Genomic DNA, 17,996 nt, shown 5'->3' with positions numbered 1-17,996 from the left:
AACGAGCCCAAATGTCTGCGCAGCAACAGCCCCCGCAAAGCTCCCTGGCGATCACCCTGCAGATCGTCTCCATCGTTTTTTATACCTTTATTGCCTTCCTCTGCATCGGCCTGCCGATTGCGGTGTTGCCAGGCTATGTTCATGAGCAACTGGGCTTCAGTGCGATCATCGCGGGGCTGACCATTGGTTCGCAATACCTGGCCACCCTGCTCAGCCGGCCGATGGCCGGGCGCATGTCGGACAGCATTGGCACCAAGCGGGCGATTGTCTACGGGTTGTCGGGGATTGTGCTGAGCGGCGTGTTGACGCTGATGTCGACGTTGCTGCAGAGCATGCCCTTGCTGAGTCTATTGATCCTGATCGCCGGTCGCTTGCTGCTCGGGATCGCCCAGGGACTGATCGGCGTCGGCACCATCAGTTGGTGCATGGGCCAGGTCGGCGCCGAGCACACCGCCCGTTCCATCTCCTGGAACGGCATCGCGTCTTACGGCGCCATCGCCATCGGCGCACCATTGGGGGTGGTGATGGTCGCCGAGTATGGTTTTGCCAGTCTGGGGATCGCGCTGTCGCTGTTGGCGCTTGCCGCGCTGCTGCTGATCCGCAACAAACCCTCAGTGCCGGTGATTCGTGGCGAGCGGCTGCCCTTTTGGGCGGTGTTCGGGCGAATCGCTCCGTTTGGGGCGAGCCTGAGCCTGGCGTCCATCGGGTATGGCACGTTGACTACCTTTATTACCCTGTATTACGTCAGCCGTGGCTGGGCCGGTGCCGCGTATTGCCTCACCGTGTTCGGTGCCTGCTTCATTTTGGCCCGGCTGTTGTTCATCTCCAGCATCAGCCGTTTCGGCGGATTCACCTCGGCCATTGCCTGTATGAGCATTGAAACCGTGGGTCTGGTGCTGTTGTGGCTGGCGCCTTCGACGGGTTATGCGCTGATCGGCGCGGGCCTGACCGGTTTTGGCTTGTCGCTGGTTTATCCGGCGCTGGGGGTTGAAGCGATCAAACAGGTGCCCAATTCCAGTCGTGGCGCGGGGTTGAGTGCTTATGCGGTGTTTTTTGATCTGGCACTGGCCATCGCCGGACCATTAATGGGCGCAGTGGCGTTGAACCTGGGGTACACGTGGATTTTCTTTAGCGCGGCGTTGTTGTCGGTGACCGGATTGGCGTTGACCCTGCTACTCAAACGCCGCGCAATGGCCTAGCCAGCGGCTACAAGGGTTGTGCTTCACTGATCTGCGGTTTGCAGGCCTGCGCGGGTGGCGATGCCCAGGGTGCGAGAGAAGAATCGCCCGGCCTCGGAAATCATGTCACGATGGATGCCCTCGCGGTCGACACCGTCGGCGTCGGTACACAGCGCCGGCATGGCGGCGATCTGCTCTTCGTTGCACGGCGCCATGAACACGAAGTGCCCGGCTCCCGCCAGCAATTTGAAATCAGGGGCAATTGGCAACTTACGCGCGAGTGCAGCGGCGTTCTTGTCGAATGCGACCAGTTTGTCGCCGTCGCCGCTATACAGCAGCACCGGCACATGCACCTCGGACAGGGTGTGACGGCCGAACTTCAAACTCAACGGCGCCATCAACAGCAAGGCACGCACACGCGGGTCGGCCACGGGTTGAAGATCGTCACGATCCACAATCAATTCACCCTTAGTGTTGCAAGCATCGCGGTCGTCCGGGCGTTCCTCGCAATAACGACGCAGACGATCCAGATCAGGCGTAGCACCCGACAGGATCAACGCCGTCTCACCGCCCGCCGAATAGCCGATGACCCCGACCTGATTGGCATTGACGAACGGCGCAAGCATGCGATCGCCCAGGGTGGCGGTAATGGCTTCGGAAATCTGGATCGGGCGTCCGTAAAGATTGCTCAACGTACCAAGACGGCTGTGGTCTTTGGAGTTGTCGCCGGGATGGATCACCGCCACCACCACAAAACCCTTGCGCGCCAGCGAGGTGGCGAGGTCATGCAGGGCCAACGGGGTTCCGGTGTTGCCATGGGACAGCATCAGCATCGGGAAACGGCCGATAGCCACCGGGATGTCTTCACCGGCTTCGACCGTGTAGCCCTCGATTCTGCTGGTGTGTTCGCGGTCACTGGAGGGATAGAACGCGATGGCGTGCATCGGTTGCAAATCGAGAGGGTCGAGAAAACTCATCTCATGGAAGCCGACGCTCCAGTGAGGATGTGGCGCAGGCGCGGCGTGCACTGAATTCAGGCTGCTGAGCAGGCAAAACAGTAACGTTGCACAAAGACGCACCATAAGGATGCCCCACCATTTTGTTACTTGACCGGAAAGCCCGTTCTCCTCGGTTGATCGAGGCAGCGGCCTTGTACCAGCAATCGCGGCCACCAAGGTCGTTGCAGAACGGGAGCGTTAACCCCCTGTTGCATAACCTGGGCCACAACCTGAAACGGCCAGAAACAAAAAACTCCGTATCTGGCACTTGCGTGACCAGAATACAGAGTTTTTTGGGGTGTTGCCTGAGCTGTTTTGCGTTTTTACGCAAGCCTTACGCGGCGGCGAACAATTGCTCGCTGATTTGCGCTTGAGCGTCGCTCATGGCTTTGGTGCGCACTTCATCACCGTAAGCCAGGCCATGGGCACGGACGAATTCAATGTCGGTGATGCCGATGAAGCCGAACAGTACTTTCAAGTACTCTTCGTGAGCCACACCCGTGGCCTGACCGGCATGCAGGCCACCGGAAGTCGAGACGATCACGACTTTCTTGCCGCCGCACAGGCCTTCAGGGCCGGCTTCGGTGTAACGGAAGGTCTGACCGGCAACGGCGATGCGATCGATCCAGGCCTTGAGTTGGGTCGGGATGGTGAAGTTGTACATCGGTGCGGCAATCACCACGGCATCGGCGGCGAGGAATTCGGCCAGGGTAGTGGCACTCAGCTCGGCTTCGTGCTGCTGGGCGGCGTTGCGCAGTTCGGCGGTAGTGCCCGCGGCAACAAGGGTCGTGGCGGAGAAATGGCTGATGGCATCGGCGGCCAGGTCGCGGTAAGTGACCACGGCGTTTGGCTCTGCGGTTTGCCAGGCTTTGACGACTTCGCTGCTCAGCAGGCGGGAAGCCGAGTTGTCACCAAGAATGCTCGAATCGATATGCAACAGTTTCATGTGGGATCTCCAGGTGAGGACCGCCACGGGGCGATCTGATGGAGTGAATCCTACAGACGAAACCAATGGCTGATTAGACCGCAACAATGCGATAGTTCGTCCCACTGATAGAACAATCGGACTGCCGTCATGCAAGACCTCAATGATCTCTACTATTTCGCCAAGGTGGTGGAAGCCGGCGGTTTCGCGGCCGCCGGGCGTTTGCTCGGGATTCCCAAGTCGCGCCTGTCGCGGCGTATCGCCGAACTGGAAGAACGCCTCGGTGCGCGCCTGCTGCAACGCACTACCCGGCAACTCAAGCTGACCGCTGTGGGCGAGCGCTACCTGCGGCACTGTCAGGCGATGCTGCTGGAAGCGGAAATGGCCGATGAAGCGGTGGCCAGCATGTCCAGCGAACCACGTGGGCGCTTGCGAGTGTCCTGCCCCGTGGGCCTCGCGCATGAAATGTTGCCGACGGTCATCGCCCGATTTCTTGAGAAGTATCCGCAGGTGCAACTGGAAGTGATGCTGCTCAATCGCCGGGTCGACCTGGTGACTGAAGGCGTCGATGTCGCCTTGCGCGTGCGAGAGCTTGGCGACGAAGATCCGCTGCTGGTGACCCGACGCCTGCGCCAGGCACAAATGGCCATGGTCGCCACCCCGGCGTTTTTGCACGAACGTGAAATCAATCACCCCGAAGACCTGAAAACCCTGCCGGTGCTCGGCGCCCTTGAAGCCGACCGCATGGTGCATATCCGCCTGCTGGATCAACAGGGCAAAAGTGTCGATCTCAGCATGGAGGCGCGGCTGGGCATCGATGACTTTATCGTGCGCAAGGCCTGCACCCTCGCCGGCCAGGGTTTTACCCTGTTGCCGATGATGTATTGCGAGCCGGAGCTGGAAGACGGTTCGCTGGTTCAACTGTTGCCCGATTGGTCGTTGCCTGGCGGCTGGCTGCAAGCGGTCTACCCTCACCGGCGCGGGGTGATGCCGGCGGTTCGTGCCTGGCTCGACCATTTGATCGAAACATTCAGCGCCTGTGGGGACCGTTTGATATGAAGGCTGGACGTATGAACGAAGAGGATGTCGCGCAGTTCTGTCTCGCGCTGCCGGGTGCGCGGGAAGACTATAAATGGGGCGGTGTACGGGTATTTTCGATTGCCGGAAACAAGATGTTCGCGTTGCAGAACTTGCGCGGCGATTCCCTGGCCTTCAAAGTCGACAAGGACCTGTTCCTGGGGCATTGCGATCGACCGGGCATCCACCCGGCTCCCTATCTGGCGAGAGCCCAGTGGATCATCATGCAAACGCCCTACCCGCTGGGCGCCGAAGAACTGCAAGGCTTATTGCAACGGTCCCACCAATTGGTGGTGAGTAAACTGCCCAAGCGCACCCAGGTGGGACTGCTGCTTTAAAACAAAGCCAACAGATTCGCGCCGAGAAACATCTGATCGATCCAGAACACCTGGTGCAGCAACACAATCAGCCAGAACAGCAGTTGATAGGAAACTTTGCGGGTCTTGTGCCGAAACACCTGCTGGGCCAGCAAGGCGCCGGGCCAGCCACCGGCCAGTTCGACCGCGTGCAAGACGTTTTCCGGCGTGCGCCAGGCGTCGGTGCGGGCCTTGCGTTTGTCGCTCCAGTACAGGAAAAACGCCAGCACACTGACGATCCCGTATGCCGCCAGCGGAATCAGCGACACCCCACGCAGCCAGAGTGACACCGACCCAAACAGCGGCAACGCGCACAGCACTGCGAAAACCAGCAGTTTGAGCCGCAGGTTCTGGATGCGCTCTCCCCCGGACCTGCGTCCGGGGTCGTGGCGCCTGCCGGCGTCACTCATGGCTTGGCCGCGGACCAGTCAACCCAGCCGAACTGCCAAGTGGCCAGAATGACCAGGCCGAACACGATGCGGTACCAGGCGAACGCTGCGTAGCTGTGGCTGGCGATGAACTTGAGCAGGCCACGGACCGCGATCATCGCGAAGATGAAGGCTGTCACGAAACCGATCGCGAACACTGGAAAATCAGCCGGCACGAACAGGTGGCGGTATTTGAACCCCGAATACACCGCCGCCGCGACCATGGTCGGCATCGCCAGGAAGAACGAGAACTCGGTAGCGGTCTTGCGCGACAGGCCGAACAGCAACCCGCCGATGATGGTCGACCCGGAACGCGATGTCCCTGGAATCATGGCCAGGCATTGGGCGAAACCGACTTTCAGCGCATCTTGCCAGGTAATCTCGTCGACGGTTTCGGCATGCACCTGATGTTGGCGTTTCTCGGCCCACAACATAATCACACCGCCCACCACCAACGCCGTCGCGACGGTAATCGGGTTGAACAGGTAATGGTGAATCAGGTCGGAGAAAATCACCCCCAATACCACCGCCGGCATGAAGGCGATCAGCAGGTTGGCGGTGAAGCGACGCGCGCTCGGTTGCGTTGGCAAACCGGTGACCACATCGAGAATCTTGCGACGAAACTCCCACACCACCGCCAGGATTGCACCCAACTGGATAATGATGTTGAACGCGATAGCCCGCTCACCACCAAAGTTAAGCAAGTCGGCGACGATGATCTGGTGCCCGGTACTGGAAATGGGCAGAAACTCTGTCAGCCCTTCTACTACGCCAAGTATCAATGCCTGAAAAGCGGTCCAAAGATCCATCAATCCCCCAAAAGCAATGCCCCCAGGCATGCCCCGTTAGTTTTGTTTAAACGTTCATCGCGCTGAGCGTAGTTGAAGTTCCGCGCGCACAGGATCCAGACGAAACCGTAAAAATTCCGTGAAAAATCGAGCGTGATTCAGGTTTTTCCGCGCGGGGCCGAAATCCTATCAGACAAGCCTTTAAAACGCTGCTGCGGAATAGGACTTGGGTCGCATAGGCCCGACCGGCAAAGCGTGGTTGGATGCGGGCATTGGTTTATGACAATAAAAAGAAAACTGGAGTAACCGCGTTATGAACAGCTTGCGCAGTGTGTCGATCAGCCGACGCTTGTGGCTCATCTTGATCGTGTCGGTGGTGATGCTGCTGACGTTGGGCATGTTGATGCTCAAGCAGATTCACGACGACCTTTATCAGGCCAAGGCGCTGAAAACCCAGCACGTGGTACAGACCGCCAGCGGCATTTTGAATTACTACCATGACCTGGAAACGGCCGGCACCCTCACGCGCGAGGCCGCGCAGAAACAGGCACTGACCGCGGTTCGCGGACTGCGCTACGACCAGAGCGACTATTTCTGGATCAACGACCTGACGCCGGTGATGATCATGCACCCGGCCAACCCCAAGCTGGACGGCCAGAACCTCTCGGCCATCCGCGACCCGGACGGTTTTGCGGTGTTTAACGAAATGGTCGCCGTGGCCAAGGCCAAGGGCGCCGGCATGGTCAACTACCGCTGGCCGAAACCGGGCGCCAGTGCCCCGGTGGAAAAAACCTCTTACGTCAAACTCTTCGAGCCTTGGGGCTGGGTGATTGGCTCGGGCGTGTACATCGACGACACGCAGGCCGAATTTAACGGCCAGGTATGGAAGGCCACTTTCCTCGGCGTGGTCATCGCGCTGGTGATGGCGCTGTTGGTGATCCTGATTGCCCGCAGTATTGTGCGCCCGCTCCAAGACACCGTGAACGCCATGGCCAATATCGCCAGCGGTGAAAGTGACCTGACCCGCAGCCTCGATACCCACGGCCGGGACGAAGTGGCGCAACTGGCACGACACTTCAACGCGTTTACCACCAAGCTGCGCCTGGTGATCACCGAGCTGCAGGTGTCCGCCAGTGCGTTGGGTCAGTCGTCCAGTGAGTTGGGTAATGACGCTGCCCAGGCTCAGCAACGCAGCCAGCAACAGTCGCAGCAGATGGAACTGGTGGCCACGGCGATTAATGAAGTGACCTATGGCGTGCAGGATGTGGCGAAGAACGCCGAGCATGCGGCCAGCGAAATGCGCGATGCCGAATCCCAAGCGCAGCAAGGCCAGATCAACATCGACGGCAGCTTGCAGCAGATCGACAAACTGTCCGGCACCATCGATCAGGCAGTCGAGGTGATTCGTACCCTGGCAACGGAAAGCACGCAGATCGGCAGCGTCCTGGAGGTGATCCGCTCCATCGCCGAGCAAACCAACCTGCTCGCCCTCAACGCCGCCATCGAAGCGGCCCGGGCCGGTGAGCAGGGTCGCGGGTTCGCGGTGGTGGCCGATGAAGTGCGCCTGCTGGCCCAGCGCACGCAGAAGTCCACGGCGGAAATCCAGTCGATGATCGAACGCCTGCAAAGCCATTCGGAGGCGGCGGTCAAGGTCATCGGCGACAGCAGCCGCGCCTCCCAACTGACCATCGAACAAGCCGGTCTGGCCGGTGCGAGCCTGAATGCGATTGGCCAGGCGTTACGCAACCTCAACGGGCTGAACGCGTCTATCGCCAGCGCGACGTTGCAGCAGGCCCATGTGGTGGAAGACATCAATCAGAACGTGACCCAGGCCGCGGGCTTGTCCCACAGCACCGCGTTGGCAGCGGAGCAATCGAGTGTGGCCAGTGTTCGGCTGAAAGACCTGAGCGAGCAGTTGAACGGTTTGCTCAAGCAATTTCGCGTGTAACCCCCTGTAGCAGCTGTCGAACAACGGGAGGCTGCGTTCGGCGACGAAGTCGTCGTGAATTCAGGCAGCGCGGTGTTTGAGTCAGACCGCGTGTACAGGGTTTACGACAGCTGCGCTGCCGAACGCAGCCTCGCGCTGCTCGACAGCTGCTACTAGCCTGCAGGTTCTACTTGGCGGCGGCTGCCGGTACAATCCGCCCCCCACTTCGCTCTCCCCAAGGAACCTCCATGTCCGGGCTTGAACTGTTTGCCGCTGCCCTCGGTGTGATCGCCGTCTGGTTGACGGTCAAACAGAACCCCTGGTGTTGGCCAATTGGCCTGGTCATGGTCCTGCTGTACAGCTGGATCTTTTTTGAGGTGAAGCTCTATTCGGACATGCTCCTGCAAGTGATCTACGCCGCGCTGCAACTCTATGGCTGGTGGCAATGGACCCGTGCAGGCGAAGCGAATACCGGTCGGCAGGTCAGCCGGCTTGACTCGAAATCAGTCGCTTTGGGCCTCGCGGTCGGCGCGCTGGGCAGTGTGCTGTTGGGCGCCGCCATGGCGCACTGGACCGATGCTGCCCAGCCATGGCTCGACGCTGCACTCACGGGGTTCAGCCTGGTCGCGCAACTGTGGATGGCGCAAAAACGCGTGCAATGCTGGCCGCTGTGGATCGCCGTCGATGTCATTTTCGTCGGGCTGTTCATCTACAAAGGCATGTACCTCACGTCGGCCCTCTATGCGCTGTTCCTGCTGCTGGCCGTGCAAGGCTGGCGTGAATGGCGTGCCGACCCGGTACTGCGCGCATGAAGGTGCTGGTGCTCACGGGGCCCGAATCCAGTGGCAAGAGCTGGCTGGCGGCTGAGTTACAGGGGCATTTCGGCGGTGTGCGGGTTGATGAATACGTGCGCTGGTTCATTGAGCAGAACCCACGCGACACCTGCCTGGGGGATATTTCCAACATCGCCCGCGGCCAGTTGCAATGGGAAGATGAAGCCCGCTCCCGGCAGCCCCGGCTGTTGATTCTCGACACTCATTTGCTGAGCAATATCCTCTGGAGCCAGACCTTGTTTGGCGACTGCCCTGAATGGCTTGAGCCGGCATTATTGGCTCGCCATTACGATTTTCACCTGCTGCTATCGCCGGAGCACGTCGACTGGACAGATGACGGCCAGCGCTGTCAGCCCGAACTGAGTGAGCGCCTGGAATTTTTCAAGGCAACTCACCTTTGGCTCGAACAGCACCGCCAACCGTTTCAGGTCCTGCGGGGAAGCTGGGAAAACCGCCGGGGGCAGGCCTTTGATGCGGTCACCCGACTGCTGGATTCCTGAGCCGGTTTTGGGTCGATTTCCCCAGCCATTTCCCCTGTTTTGGGGCAAGAGTGTCCATTCGTGAAACACTCATCTACCCGCAAAGAGGCCATTTCAGCGCCCTTCATCATCTTGTCATGACTCTTGTTAAGCGCTTGAAACACATCCTCGCAAACCCTTGTTCCAGAGCTTTGCGTCGCGATTGTTCAGCCAAACCCTGTCGAGCTTGTCTCAGCCATGAAACAGCGGACGTATCGCGCACTTTTCACAAAACGTTAACCCGTTGAATTAAAACGACAATTCAAAAGCGGCACAGCTTTCGCTCTCTCCTTCCCAACGCTGACAAGGGCCAGCCCACAAAAGAAGGAATTGCTGCCGTGGGGACTTTCAATAAAGGCATGACTTGCCTACTGCTGATCGGATGTGCCGCCACGTCGGTACTCAGCCTCAACGCTCAGGCTGATGGCAATGGCGTCATCGTTCTCACACGTGATGTCCAACCCGTCCCAATTGGCCGCACTGGCGGCAAAGACCCCTACCCGACCACCGTCAATGCCAACCCTTCAGCACGCATCACGTCGACCATGAGCAACACCGAGTTGACTGACGGTGATTTCGCCAGCATTGCCAGCGGCTCGACCATCAGCGGCAACATCAATCCAAACTCAACCGGTGGCAGCATGCCAGGCCTCAATGTCGTGACCAATCCCAACGGGATGCCTGGCATGAGCGCCGGCCACGGTGGTGGCAGCGGTGCCGCGATTTCCGGAACCATCAATCGGGCCATGAGTTCCGGCATGGCCCCACTGACCAGAATGGCCGGAGGTCAATGACATGAATCGTAGCCTGATCTTTCTCGCCTTGTTCGCCAGTGCCAGCGCCATGGCCGACTCCGGTGTTCCAACCGTGAACAACGCCACCATCCAGGATGCCGGCGTTCAGTACAAAGGCAACTTGAACGTCAACCAGGCGGCCGGCGATCAACAACAACAAACCAACGTTCGCGCCATCGCAATCGGTACCAATGCCGGGGCGAGCACCAAGATTCACCAGTCAATCGACACCTCCGCCAATCCGTCCATGAATGCGACGGCCACCATCGGCGGAACCTCTTTCAGTAATGGCAACGGTGTACTGGGCGTCAACCAGAGCGCCGGGGCCAACAACCAGATGGCCAACGCTGCGCGGATCAGCATCAGTGCTGGACCGCAGAGCGTCGACGATAGCGCCCTTTCTCAACAGAACGTGGCGTTGCTACCAAGCTCAGGAGCAACTGGGTCCCAAACCGGCAGTCGCCAGGTCGTTACCAGCGACCAGGCCTTCACCGGCAGCCGAGGGATTATCCAGGTGAACCAGAGTGCCGGGGTGGGGAACCGAATGGCTAACACCCTGAGCATCCGGGTCGCTGACTGACCCAAACGCAGTGCGATTAGAAAGTACCAACACTTAACCAACTAATAAGCACGGAGAAACACCATGAAACCTACAATGGCTCTCAAACCACTGGTTTTCGCTCTCGCAGCAGTGATGGCAATCGCAGCACAAGCAGGCGGTCGTGATGATGATCACGGTCATGGCAATGGTCACGGAAACGGGCATGGCAGTCATCAGCCTAAAGGCCCAACCCTGGATCAGATTCTTTCAATTACGGCTGGCGCCGGTGCTACTGTTCTGGATACACAGAACAGCGAAGGCAACACAGTGCTGAACCAGGGCACCCAAAACGGTGCAGCAACCGACAACTCGCTCAATGGTTCCAACGGTAATATGGGCGCTAACGTGGCCGCCGGCGACGGCAACCAACAAGACAACGCCGCCGCACTGGCTACTGCTGACGAAAGCTTCATTTTCGGTTCTGCAGTGGCGGCTTCCAGCGCCACACAAAACAACACCAACAACGCCGTTAACAACTACTCTAATACCAACACCGCCACGCTCACCAATGCAGGCAACAATGGTTCCGGCAACATCGGGATGAACGTGACCGCTGGCAACTTCAACCAACAGAAAAACAACCTGGCGATTGCTGTATCGGGTGGCCGTGTAGCCGCAGCAGCCGCATCGGCTGACCAAAGCTCCAGTGGTCTGCAAGTGGCCAACAACGGCACTCAGACCTACAAAACCGACACCCTCAGAGGCACCTTCACTGCTGCTGGCGCGTTTGTAGCAGCGGGTAAAGCAGTGTCTACTCCTGCTGACGATGATCATGGCCACGGTGGCTATGGCAACGACAACAGAGGTGGTGGTCATGGCGGCCATGACGATGGCAAAGTCAATTCCGACTTCGTTGCAGTTGGCGTCTTCGGTCTGGCTGGCGTAACCACTCAGCAATACCTGACTCCAGATGGCTGGAAAAACCCTGTGACCAACACTGCTGTAATGCAAAACTCGATGAACAACTTCTCCGGCAACGGCGGAGCCAACGTATCGTCTGGTGTAGGCAACCAACAAAGCAACTCGCTGTCCATCGCCGCAGGTTGCAAAGCCTGCCTGTAATCGCGATCGAAATGAAAGCCCCGGCAACGGGGCTTTTCCACAGTCCGCCAAGGCGTATCGATCATGCGTAAGACTGCCCTTTTCGCCCTCCTCTGCCTGTCTGGCCTGACTCAGGCCGCACAGATGCCAGTTGCCGCCCTGCCTGGCGGCGTGTTGGTCTATAAGCAGGTGCAGAGTTTGCGTGAGCGCAAGTTTGCCGACATCGTCGAACAGAAAACCGACTTCAGCTGTGGCGCTGCCGCACTGGCGACGGTGTTACGCCAGGCCTATTGGCTCGACGTCGATGAGGAGCACATCATCAAAGGCATGCTGGTCAACGCTGACCAGAACCTTGTTCGTACGCAAGGTTTCTCCATGCTGGACATGAAGCGCTACATAGAAAGCATCGGCATGCGCGCCAGGGGCTACAAGATCCCACCTGAAAAGCTGGATGCTGTAACGATTCCGGTGGTGGTACTGATGGAAATTCGCGGCTACAAGCACTTCGTGGTGTTGCAGCGTGCTGACAAGAACTGGGTCTATATCGGCGACCCGGTACTCGGACACAAACGCTACTCCCACGATGACTTTGTCAAAGGTTGGAACGGCATTGTCTTCGCTATCGTAGGTCCCGGTTACGACAAAACCAATGCATTGCGCAGTCCACCGGTACCACTGACAGCCAAGAACAAGCTGGATACTTTCAATCCTGTCAGAGACGCTGAATTGATGGATTTTGGTTTCATACAGAGCGACTTCTTTTAATCGCCAAAAGATGATAGTGGGGCAGGATGCTCCGGGAGCAGCAGATGAAAAGTTCATACTGGCTGGCCGTTGCCTGTCTGGCAGCGAGCGCATCAGGCTATGCCAATGGATTCAAACCCATCGAAATAAAGGATCAGGAACTGGCCCAGTTGCGCGGCCGTTATGTAATGCCCGGCCGGATTATCAGCTTCGGCGTGGTCATGAGCAGTACCTGGCGCAACGCCAGCGGAGACGTCATCGGCGCAACGTCGTCCATGCAGATCCAGGCAACAACGATCAAACCCGAATTCTACGTATCAACCATCAAGATCGACGGCAATGGCACTACGCCTGACCAAGGCGCCGGCAGTGTGATTGGTGGAGCAGGCCTGGCGACCAGCCAAGGCGTTACCCAAAGTGTTCGCGCCGCCGGGGACGGCAACACCGCCTACAACAACGTCTCGATCGACGTGAAGGAAGCCAACCAGGCTCCTGCGCTTGTGCCAGGTCAAGGACAAGCCCTGATGGCCGGACAAACCATCACCGGCAGCAACGCCGCCGGCAGTGTCGCCGTGTCAGCCACCGGGGGTGGCATACAAATGGCTATTCAGGCCAGCGGCAACCAAGGCACTGCACTGCAACAAGTCGCCCAGGGCGGATTGCTGCAGAACACCCGATTGCTGGGCAACAGCAACATGGTCAATAACCTCACTCAACTCAACGTGGTGCTCAATAATAATGGCCCGAGTGCTGGCGCATTGGACTGCAACCTGACCCAACTTAACGCCCTACGCACCTTAGGATATTGAACTACGCTGACTCTCGACCATTGGGCTTTAAGGGACGGCTAATTCATGTATCGATCAGTGTCACTGCGCGCAGTAGTTTGTTTGAGCACTCTGTTTCCGGCGGCGATGTTGCAAGCAGCACCCAACGCCGACGTAGAGGCCCTGAAACAGGAACTTCTGGAGCTAAAGCAACGATACGAAGTACAACAAAAAGCCCTGGCGGTACTTGAACAACGGGTCCGCCAGGTAGAGGACCAACCCGTAGCTCCCCCACCAAAACGCCTGGCCAAGTCGCCAGCCGACATGAAAGGGAACGCGGGGACCGCGGTAGCCACAGGGACTGGCGCCGCAGCCGCATCGGGGGGAGCCGCAGGGGGCAGTGGCAGTTCTTATGGCCAATCGCTGGCTGACGATTCACAACCGGCACAGAGCGTTTCCAACCTGTACGACGAAGCCAGCGGGTTCTTCGGCGGCGGCAAATTCAGCGTCGAAACCGGGCTCACTTACTCCCGATACGACACCCGCCAGCTGATCCTCAACGGCTTTCTCGCACTGGACTCGATCTTCCTTGGCAACATCAACCTCGATCGGATCAAGGCTGATACCTGGACGCTCGACCTCACCGGTCGCTACAACTTCAACAACCGCTGGCAGTTCGACCTGAACGTGCCAGTCATTTACCGCGAGTCGACGTACCAGTCCGGTGGCGGCAATCAGGGCGCGGCTAACGTCACCACTGAAGCGACTGTCACCCAGGATCCGGAAATTGGTGACGTGAACTTTGGTGTCGCCTACAAGTTTATGGACGAGTCGGTGAACACCCCGGATGCCGTGTTCACCTTCAGGGTCAAGGCGCCTACGGGCAAGGATCCGTTCGGGATCAAACTTCGCCAGACCGACGCCAATACCAACCTGTTCGTACCTGACTCCCTGCCAACCGGTAACGGCGTATGGTCCGTCACCCCGGGCATTTCGCTGGTCAAAACCTTTGACCCTGCGGTGTTGTTCGGCAGCTTGTCTTACACGCACAACTTCGAAGAATCCTTCGACGACATCAGCGCGACGGTCAACCAGAAAACCCCGGGCAAGGTGCAAATCGGCGACAGCTTCCAGATCGGCGCGGGTATTGCGTTTGCCCTGAACGAAAAGATGAGTATGTCGTTCTCGGTGTCTGACCTGGTGCAACGCAAAAGCAAGCTGAAACAGGATGGCGGGGACTGGGAATCCGTGGTCTCCAGCGATGCAAACGCCGGCTACTTCAACATCGGCATGACCATTGCGGCCACCGACAACCTCACAATTGTTCCCAACCTGTCCATGGGTATGACCGACGATGCCCCGGACTTCCAGTTCAGCCTGAAATTCCCTTACTACTTCTAACCCCTGACAAGGAATGGAAAAGGCCCGCTGCGATGCAAGTCGCAGCGGGCCTTTTCGTTTTGCCGCGCCCTAGCGGATCTGATGTTTGTGCAGCAATCGGTAGAACGTCGGGCGTGAAACACCCAATACTCTGGCGGCGACACTGAGGTTGTCACTGTGCCGATTCAGTACATCGCACAACGCCTGGCGCTCGGCGCGCGTCTTGTAGTCTTCGAGCGTGCCCATGGGCGTAGCGAAGGCTTGCTGGCTGATCAACCCAAGATCCCGCGCTTCGATTTGCCGCCCTTCGGCCAACACCAGTCCACGCCGTACCCGGTTGGCCAGTTCGCGGACATTGCCCGGCCAATCATGCTTGCCCATGGCAATCAGTGCGTCCTCACTGAAACTGCGCGGACGGCGGCCGGTTTCATGGCTATAGAAATGGGAAAAGTGGTTGGCCAGCATCGACAGATCGCCGTGGCGTTCACGCAACGGCGCGGTGACCACCTGAAGCACGTTCAGGCGGTAGTACAAATCTTCACGGAAGCGTTTCTTCTCGATGGCGGCCTCAAGGTCGACGTGTGTTGCCGCCAATACCCGCACGTCCACCGGAATCGGCTGACTGCCGCCTACACGTTCAATGTGTTTTTCCTGTAGGAAGCGCAACAGATTGGCTTGCAGTTCCAGCGGCAAATCGCCGATTTCATCGAGGAACAACGTGCCGCCGTTCGCCGCTTCGATCCGCCCGACCTTGCGTTGATGGGCGCCGGTGAAGGCGCCCTTCTCATGGCCGAACAACTCGGACTGAATCAGGTGTTCGGGAATCGCGCCGCAATTGATCGCCACAAAAGGTTTGCTGTGGCGTTGGGATTGTCGGTGCAGGGTGCGGGCGACCAACTCCTTGCCGGTGCCGCTTTCGCCGCGGATCAAGACCGGAGATTCGGTGGGCGCCAGTTTACTCAACAACTTGCGCAGTTCGCGGATCGGTTTGCTGTCGCCCAGTAATTCGTGCTCAGGCTGATCGATGTGAATCGTGCCCTGGCCACGCAGGCGCGCCATACCGAAGGCCCGCCCCAGGGTGACCTGAACCCGGGAGACGTCAAACGGCAACGTGTGAAAATCGAAAAACCATTCACAAACGAAGTCCCCGACATTCTGCAAACGCAGGACTTCCTGATTGAGTACGGCGATCCACTCGGTGCCGCTGCGGCTGATGAGCTCTTTGACGGCTTCCGGGCGTTCCAGGTGGAAAGGTTGTAATCGCAGGAGGCCAACGTCGCAGGTTTTATCGCCGGCATTCTCCAGAGAACAGCTATCAACATCCCAACCCACAGAACGTAAACCCGGTAACAGACGATAGCAGTCGTCACAGGGGTCTACTACTAACAGACGTCGTAACGCGGGCGTTTCGATCATGACTGTTCCTTGGCGCCAAATATTAGGAAATATTAGTAAAAACAGTCATTTGGCGGACCTGGCTGTAACATTAGCAAGAATTTGACACGGCCTTGTATCGATTGACTATAGAGCAGCCACTTAATAAGTTATAAGCAACGACTTGCTTAGTTACCTAACGAGTTGAACCTTTCATTTAGCTTTCAGAAGAAGCCCCTGCTATTGAGTATATGAAAGAAAGTTGAAATTTCTTTTGTTTGGGTGTGACCTGACCCCCTATTGGGTGCATCAGTACAAGTAACCAGCCGAACGGTAAGCCCAACCGACGGCACATCACTTGATTGGGCATACAGAGAGAAGACCCCATGACCGCCCCGCTCCGTATCAACGAAGCTCTTTTGATTGCCGACCGCGCATTTCAACCTTTCCAATGCGTTGCCTGGGCTCAACAAGACGGCAACGGCGAGCTCTGCATCACCGTCATCGACCGCACCAAAACCCATATCGGCCGCACCCAGATCCCTTGCAGCGCCTATACCGATCCTGCACAACTCGAACACCTGCTGGAGCAGGCCCGTGCCGAACTGAGCCAGGAAGGTTATAAACTGCAATCGTGGTCCATGCCGCATTAAGGGTGTTTGCGGATTACTTTCGGGTCATCCGCCCTTCCCCCGTTTATCTGGCTGATTGCGACAGTAACAGCCCACTTAATACTTCAACTTCCTCGCCACGTATTACTTGGCTGCCTTGTCAGTGGTTCGAAAAGACACTGTTCTGGCACACAGTGACCCTCCGTCTGTTAGTTATGACCGTTGTGCGATCGCTCATTCAGGGATTGAATGTTTCGCAGGCAGTTGCCCTCCCGCACCCGGGTTTCGGTCAGCTCGCAAGGAGATGCGCGAATGCCACACCAGACGGCTTTTGCCCTACCAACGCAGAACATCGCTGGCGACCTCGACAGAGGTTTTGCCGCCAACGGTAAAGCCCAAGTGTATTTCGCAGGCAGTACCTCAAGCATCGCCAACAGCGTGGAAATCGACTCGAATGGTCGTGTGCTGGTGGCGGCAACCGTCGGCATGCGAGACGGCAATTGCTTTGGCCTGGCCCGCTTACTGGAGGACGGCTCGGCAGACTTGGCATTCGGCCTTGACGGCAGCGTTATCGGGCAATTCCAGCGCGGTCACGAGGCCATGGCGGGCAAAGTCCACGTCCTCGCCAACGGACACCTGCTGGTGGCCGGTCTGCACTATGAAAACGCCCACCGAACGCTACCCGCGCTGGCACTGTTCGACTCGCAAGGTCACCCCGTCGAACATTTCGGTGACAACGGGCGCTGTGTCGTCCGCCTGCCGGGAAACCTGTCCCAGGGCATGCGCGACCTCTGGCTGCCTCCGGGGGTTCCGGGGGCCGAAGCCTGCGACGTCCAGGTCCAGGCAGACGGCCGGATCCTGCTGCTGGCCAACCATCATTTTGAACTGGCCGATCACGTCGGTCTGCTGATACGTCTCACCCGCCAAGGTGAACTGGACACGTCCTTCAACGGCCGGGGCTTTGTCATCGTCCGGCATTTATTGATGAACTCCTGGCTCAGCAGTCTGATGGTGCAACGTGACGGCCGGATCATGGTGGGTGGGTCGATCAATTTTCCCGAAGAAGGCTTGCTCGCCCGTTACCTCCCCGATGGCCGCCTCGATGACACGTTCGCCGTGGATGGTTTTATGACGTTCAAGGCCGAGGAACGCGGCGCTCAGGTCAGCCAGATCATCGAGCAGGACAATGGCGACTTGCAGTGTTTCGGCAGCAGCCGCGACCCCATGCATTGCCTCGCCTTCAAAGTACACAGCAACGGCCGCCCGGACGCCCATTGCAACAGCGGCCATCCCCAACTATTGAAAATCGGCCGCAGCGGGTGCCAATGGACAGCCGCCCGGCGCCTGAGCGACGGTCGTGTATTAGCGGTCGGCGCCACGATCGGTGGGGTTGAAGCCGACTTTCTGTTAGCCCGGTACTTACCGGGTGGACAGCTGGACCCAGGGTTTGCCGAAGGCAGCTGCTGGGTTCGCACGCGTCTGGGCCGCAGCCTGGACACGGCCACGTCGGTGGCCGCTCAGGCTGACGGAAGAATCGTCGTCGGCGGTTATTCGCTGGATGGCAACTATAAGGCCATTGTCGTGCGACACTTGGGCTAGACCGGCATTTCCGCACTTGATATTCCCATCTTGTTACGGCAAGTTGCGCGCTTCTTA

At 58.5% G+C, this 17,996-nt stretch carries 19 protein-coding genes; 14 read left to right on the top strand and 5 right to left on the bottom strand.

Going from position 1 to position 17,996, the window contains the following annotated elements; translation table 11 throughout:
* Positions 1-11: 11 nt before the first annotated feature.
* Positions 12-1,199, top strand: coding sequence for an MFS transporter (locus D882_RS0112335; protein ID WP_027923535.1), 1,188 nt, complete (start codon positions 12-14; stop codon positions 1,197-1,199).
* Between the two features lie 23 nt (positions 1,200-1,222).
* Here D882_RS0112335 and D882_RS0112330 read toward each other — a convergent pair whose 3' ends face one another.
* Positions 1,223-2,260 (bottom strand): dienelactone hydrolase, encoded by a 1,038-nt coding sequence (locus D882_RS0112330; RefSeq protein WP_027923534.1) that lies wholly within the window; start codon positions 2,258-2,260, stop codon positions 1,223-1,225.
* Between the two features lie 250 nt (positions 2,261-2,510).
* Complete coding sequence (locus D882_RS0112325; RefSeq protein WP_007949372.1) at positions 2,511-3,122, bottom strand: FMN-dependent NADH-azoreductase; 612 nt, start codon at positions 3,120-3,122, stop codon at positions 2,511-2,513.
* A 129-nt stretch (positions 3,123-3,251) separates the two neighbouring features.
* On the opposite strand from D882_RS0112325, the gene D882_RS0112320 reads away from it, so the two are divergent.
* Positions 3,252-4,160: a LysR substrate-binding domain-containing protein gene (locus tag D882_RS0112320; protein WP_027923533.1), complete on the top strand. Its 909-nt coding sequence runs from the start codon at positions 3,252-3,254 to the stop codon at positions 4,158-4,160.
* The gene (locus D882_RS0112315) at positions 4,157-4,516 is read left to right on the top strand and encodes an MmcQ/YjbR family DNA-binding protein (RefSeq protein WP_027923532.1); all 360 of its coding nucleotides are present in this window, start codon (positions 4,157-4,159) and stop codon (positions 4,514-4,516) included. The genes D882_RS0112320 and D882_RS0112315 overlap by 4 nt, the downstream gene beginning before the upstream one ends.
* On the opposite strand, the gene D882_RS0112310 is transcribed toward D882_RS0112315, so the two are convergent.
* On the bottom strand, positions 4,513-4,944 hold the full coding sequence (locus D882_RS0112310) for a DUF1294 domain-containing protein (RefSeq protein WP_027923531.1): 432 nt from the start codon (positions 4,942-4,944) through the stop codon (positions 4,513-4,515). The genes D882_RS0112315 and D882_RS0112310 overlap by 4 nt on opposite strands.
* Positions 4,941-5,771: an undecaprenyl-diphosphate phosphatase gene (locus D882_RS0112305; RefSeq protein WP_027923530.1), complete on the bottom strand. Its 831-nt coding sequence runs from the start codon at positions 5,769-5,771 to the stop codon at positions 4,941-4,943. Before D882_RS0112305 ends, D882_RS0112310 begins: the two co-directional genes overlap by 4 nt.
* 292 nt (positions 5,772-6,063) lie before the next feature.
* Here D882_RS0112305 and D882_RS0112300 point away from each other — a divergent pair, with 292 nt between their 5' ends.
* The 9 genes from D882_RS0112300 to D882_RS0112260 all read left to right on the top strand — a co-directional run bounded on the left by D882_RS0112300 (position 6,064) and on the right by D882_RS0112260 (position 14,376).
* Positions 6,064-7,698 (top strand): methyl-accepting chemotaxis protein, encoded by a 1,635-nt coding sequence (locus tag D882_RS0112300; protein ID WP_027923529.1) that lies wholly within the window; start codon positions 6,064-6,066, stop codon positions 7,696-7,698.
* Between the two features lie 227 nt (positions 7,699-7,925).
* Entirely contained in the window at positions 7,926-8,489 is a 564-nt protein-coding gene (gene pnuC / locus D882_RS0112295; protein ID WP_027923528.1) for a nicotinamide riboside transporter PnuC, read from the top strand.
* Complete coding sequence (locus D882_RS0112290; protein ID WP_027923527.1) at positions 8,486-9,010, top strand: AAA family ATPase; 525 nt, start codon at positions 8,486-8,488, stop codon at positions 9,008-9,010. Before pnuC ends, D882_RS0112290 begins: the two co-directional genes overlap by 4 nt.
* Positions 9,011-9,366: 356 nt before the next feature.
* Positions 9,367-9,822: a hypothetical protein gene (locus D882_RS0112285; protein ID WP_027923526.1), complete on the top strand. Its 456-nt coding sequence runs from the start codon at positions 9,367-9,369 to the stop codon at positions 9,820-9,822.
* A 1-nt stretch (position 9,823) separates the two neighbouring features.
* Positions 9,824-10,402, top strand: coding sequence for a hypothetical protein (locus D882_RS0112280; RefSeq protein WP_027923525.1), 579 nt, complete (start codon positions 9,824-9,826; stop codon positions 10,400-10,402).
* A gap of 63 nt (positions 10,403-10,465) precedes the next feature.
* Positions 10,466-11,485, top strand: a complete 1,020-nt coding sequence (locus tag D882_RS0112275; RefSeq protein ID WP_027923524.1) for a hypothetical protein — start codon at positions 10,466-10,468, stop codon at positions 11,483-11,485.
* A gap of 63 nt (positions 11,486-11,548) precedes the next feature.
* Positions 11,549-12,229 (top strand): C39 family peptidase, encoded by a 681-nt coding sequence (locus D882_RS0112270; RefSeq protein ID WP_027923523.1) that lies wholly within the window; start codon positions 11,549-11,551, stop codon positions 12,227-12,229.
* Positions 12,230-12,273: 44 nt separating this feature from the next.
* Positions 12,274-13,017 carry a hypothetical protein gene (locus tag D882_RS0112265; RefSeq protein WP_027923522.1) on the top strand — a complete coding sequence of 248 codons (744 nt, stop codon included), beginning with the start codon at positions 12,274-12,276 and terminating at the stop codon, positions 13,015-13,017.
* A gap of 45 nt (positions 13,018-13,062) precedes the next feature.
* A complete protein-coding gene (locus tag D882_RS0112260) occupies positions 13,063-14,376 on the top strand; it encodes a transporter (protein ID WP_027923521.1) in 1,314 nt (437 codons plus the stop codon).
* Positions 14,377-14,445: 69 nt separating this feature from the next.
* Here D882_RS0112260 and D882_RS0112255 read toward each other — a convergent pair whose 3' ends face one another.
* Positions 14,446-15,771 carry a sigma-54 dependent transcriptional regulator gene (locus tag D882_RS0112255; RefSeq protein ID WP_027923520.1) on the bottom strand — a complete coding sequence of 442 codons (1,326 nt, stop codon included), beginning with the start codon at positions 15,769-15,771 and terminating at the stop codon, positions 14,446-14,448.
* Positions 15,772-16,115: 344 nt separating this feature from the next.
* Here D882_RS0112255 and D882_RS0112250 point away from each other — a divergent pair, with 344 nt between their 5' ends.
* Both D882_RS0112250 and D882_RS0112245 read left to right on the top strand, forming a co-directional pair.
* On the top strand, positions 16,116-16,382 hold the full coding sequence (locus D882_RS0112250; protein WP_027923519.1) for a hypothetical protein: 267 nt from the start codon (positions 16,116-16,118) through the stop codon (positions 16,380-16,382).
* 270 nt (positions 16,383-16,652) lie between these two features.
* Positions 16,653-17,939: a hypothetical protein gene (locus D882_RS0112245; RefSeq protein WP_027923518.1), complete on the top strand. Its 1,287-nt coding sequence runs from the start codon at positions 16,653-16,655 to the stop codon at positions 17,937-17,939.
* Positions 17,940-17,996: the final 57 nt, after the last annotated feature.

It is taken from the genome of Pseudomonas sp. URMO17WK12:I12 (assembly GCF_000514395.1).
In the GTDB taxonomy this organism is placed as follows: domain Bacteria; phylum Pseudomonadota; class Gammaproteobacteria; order Pseudomonadales; family Pseudomonadaceae; genus Aquipseudomonas; species Aquipseudomonas mucoides.
This window is presented reverse-complemented; position numbering and strand designations above follow the sequence as displayed.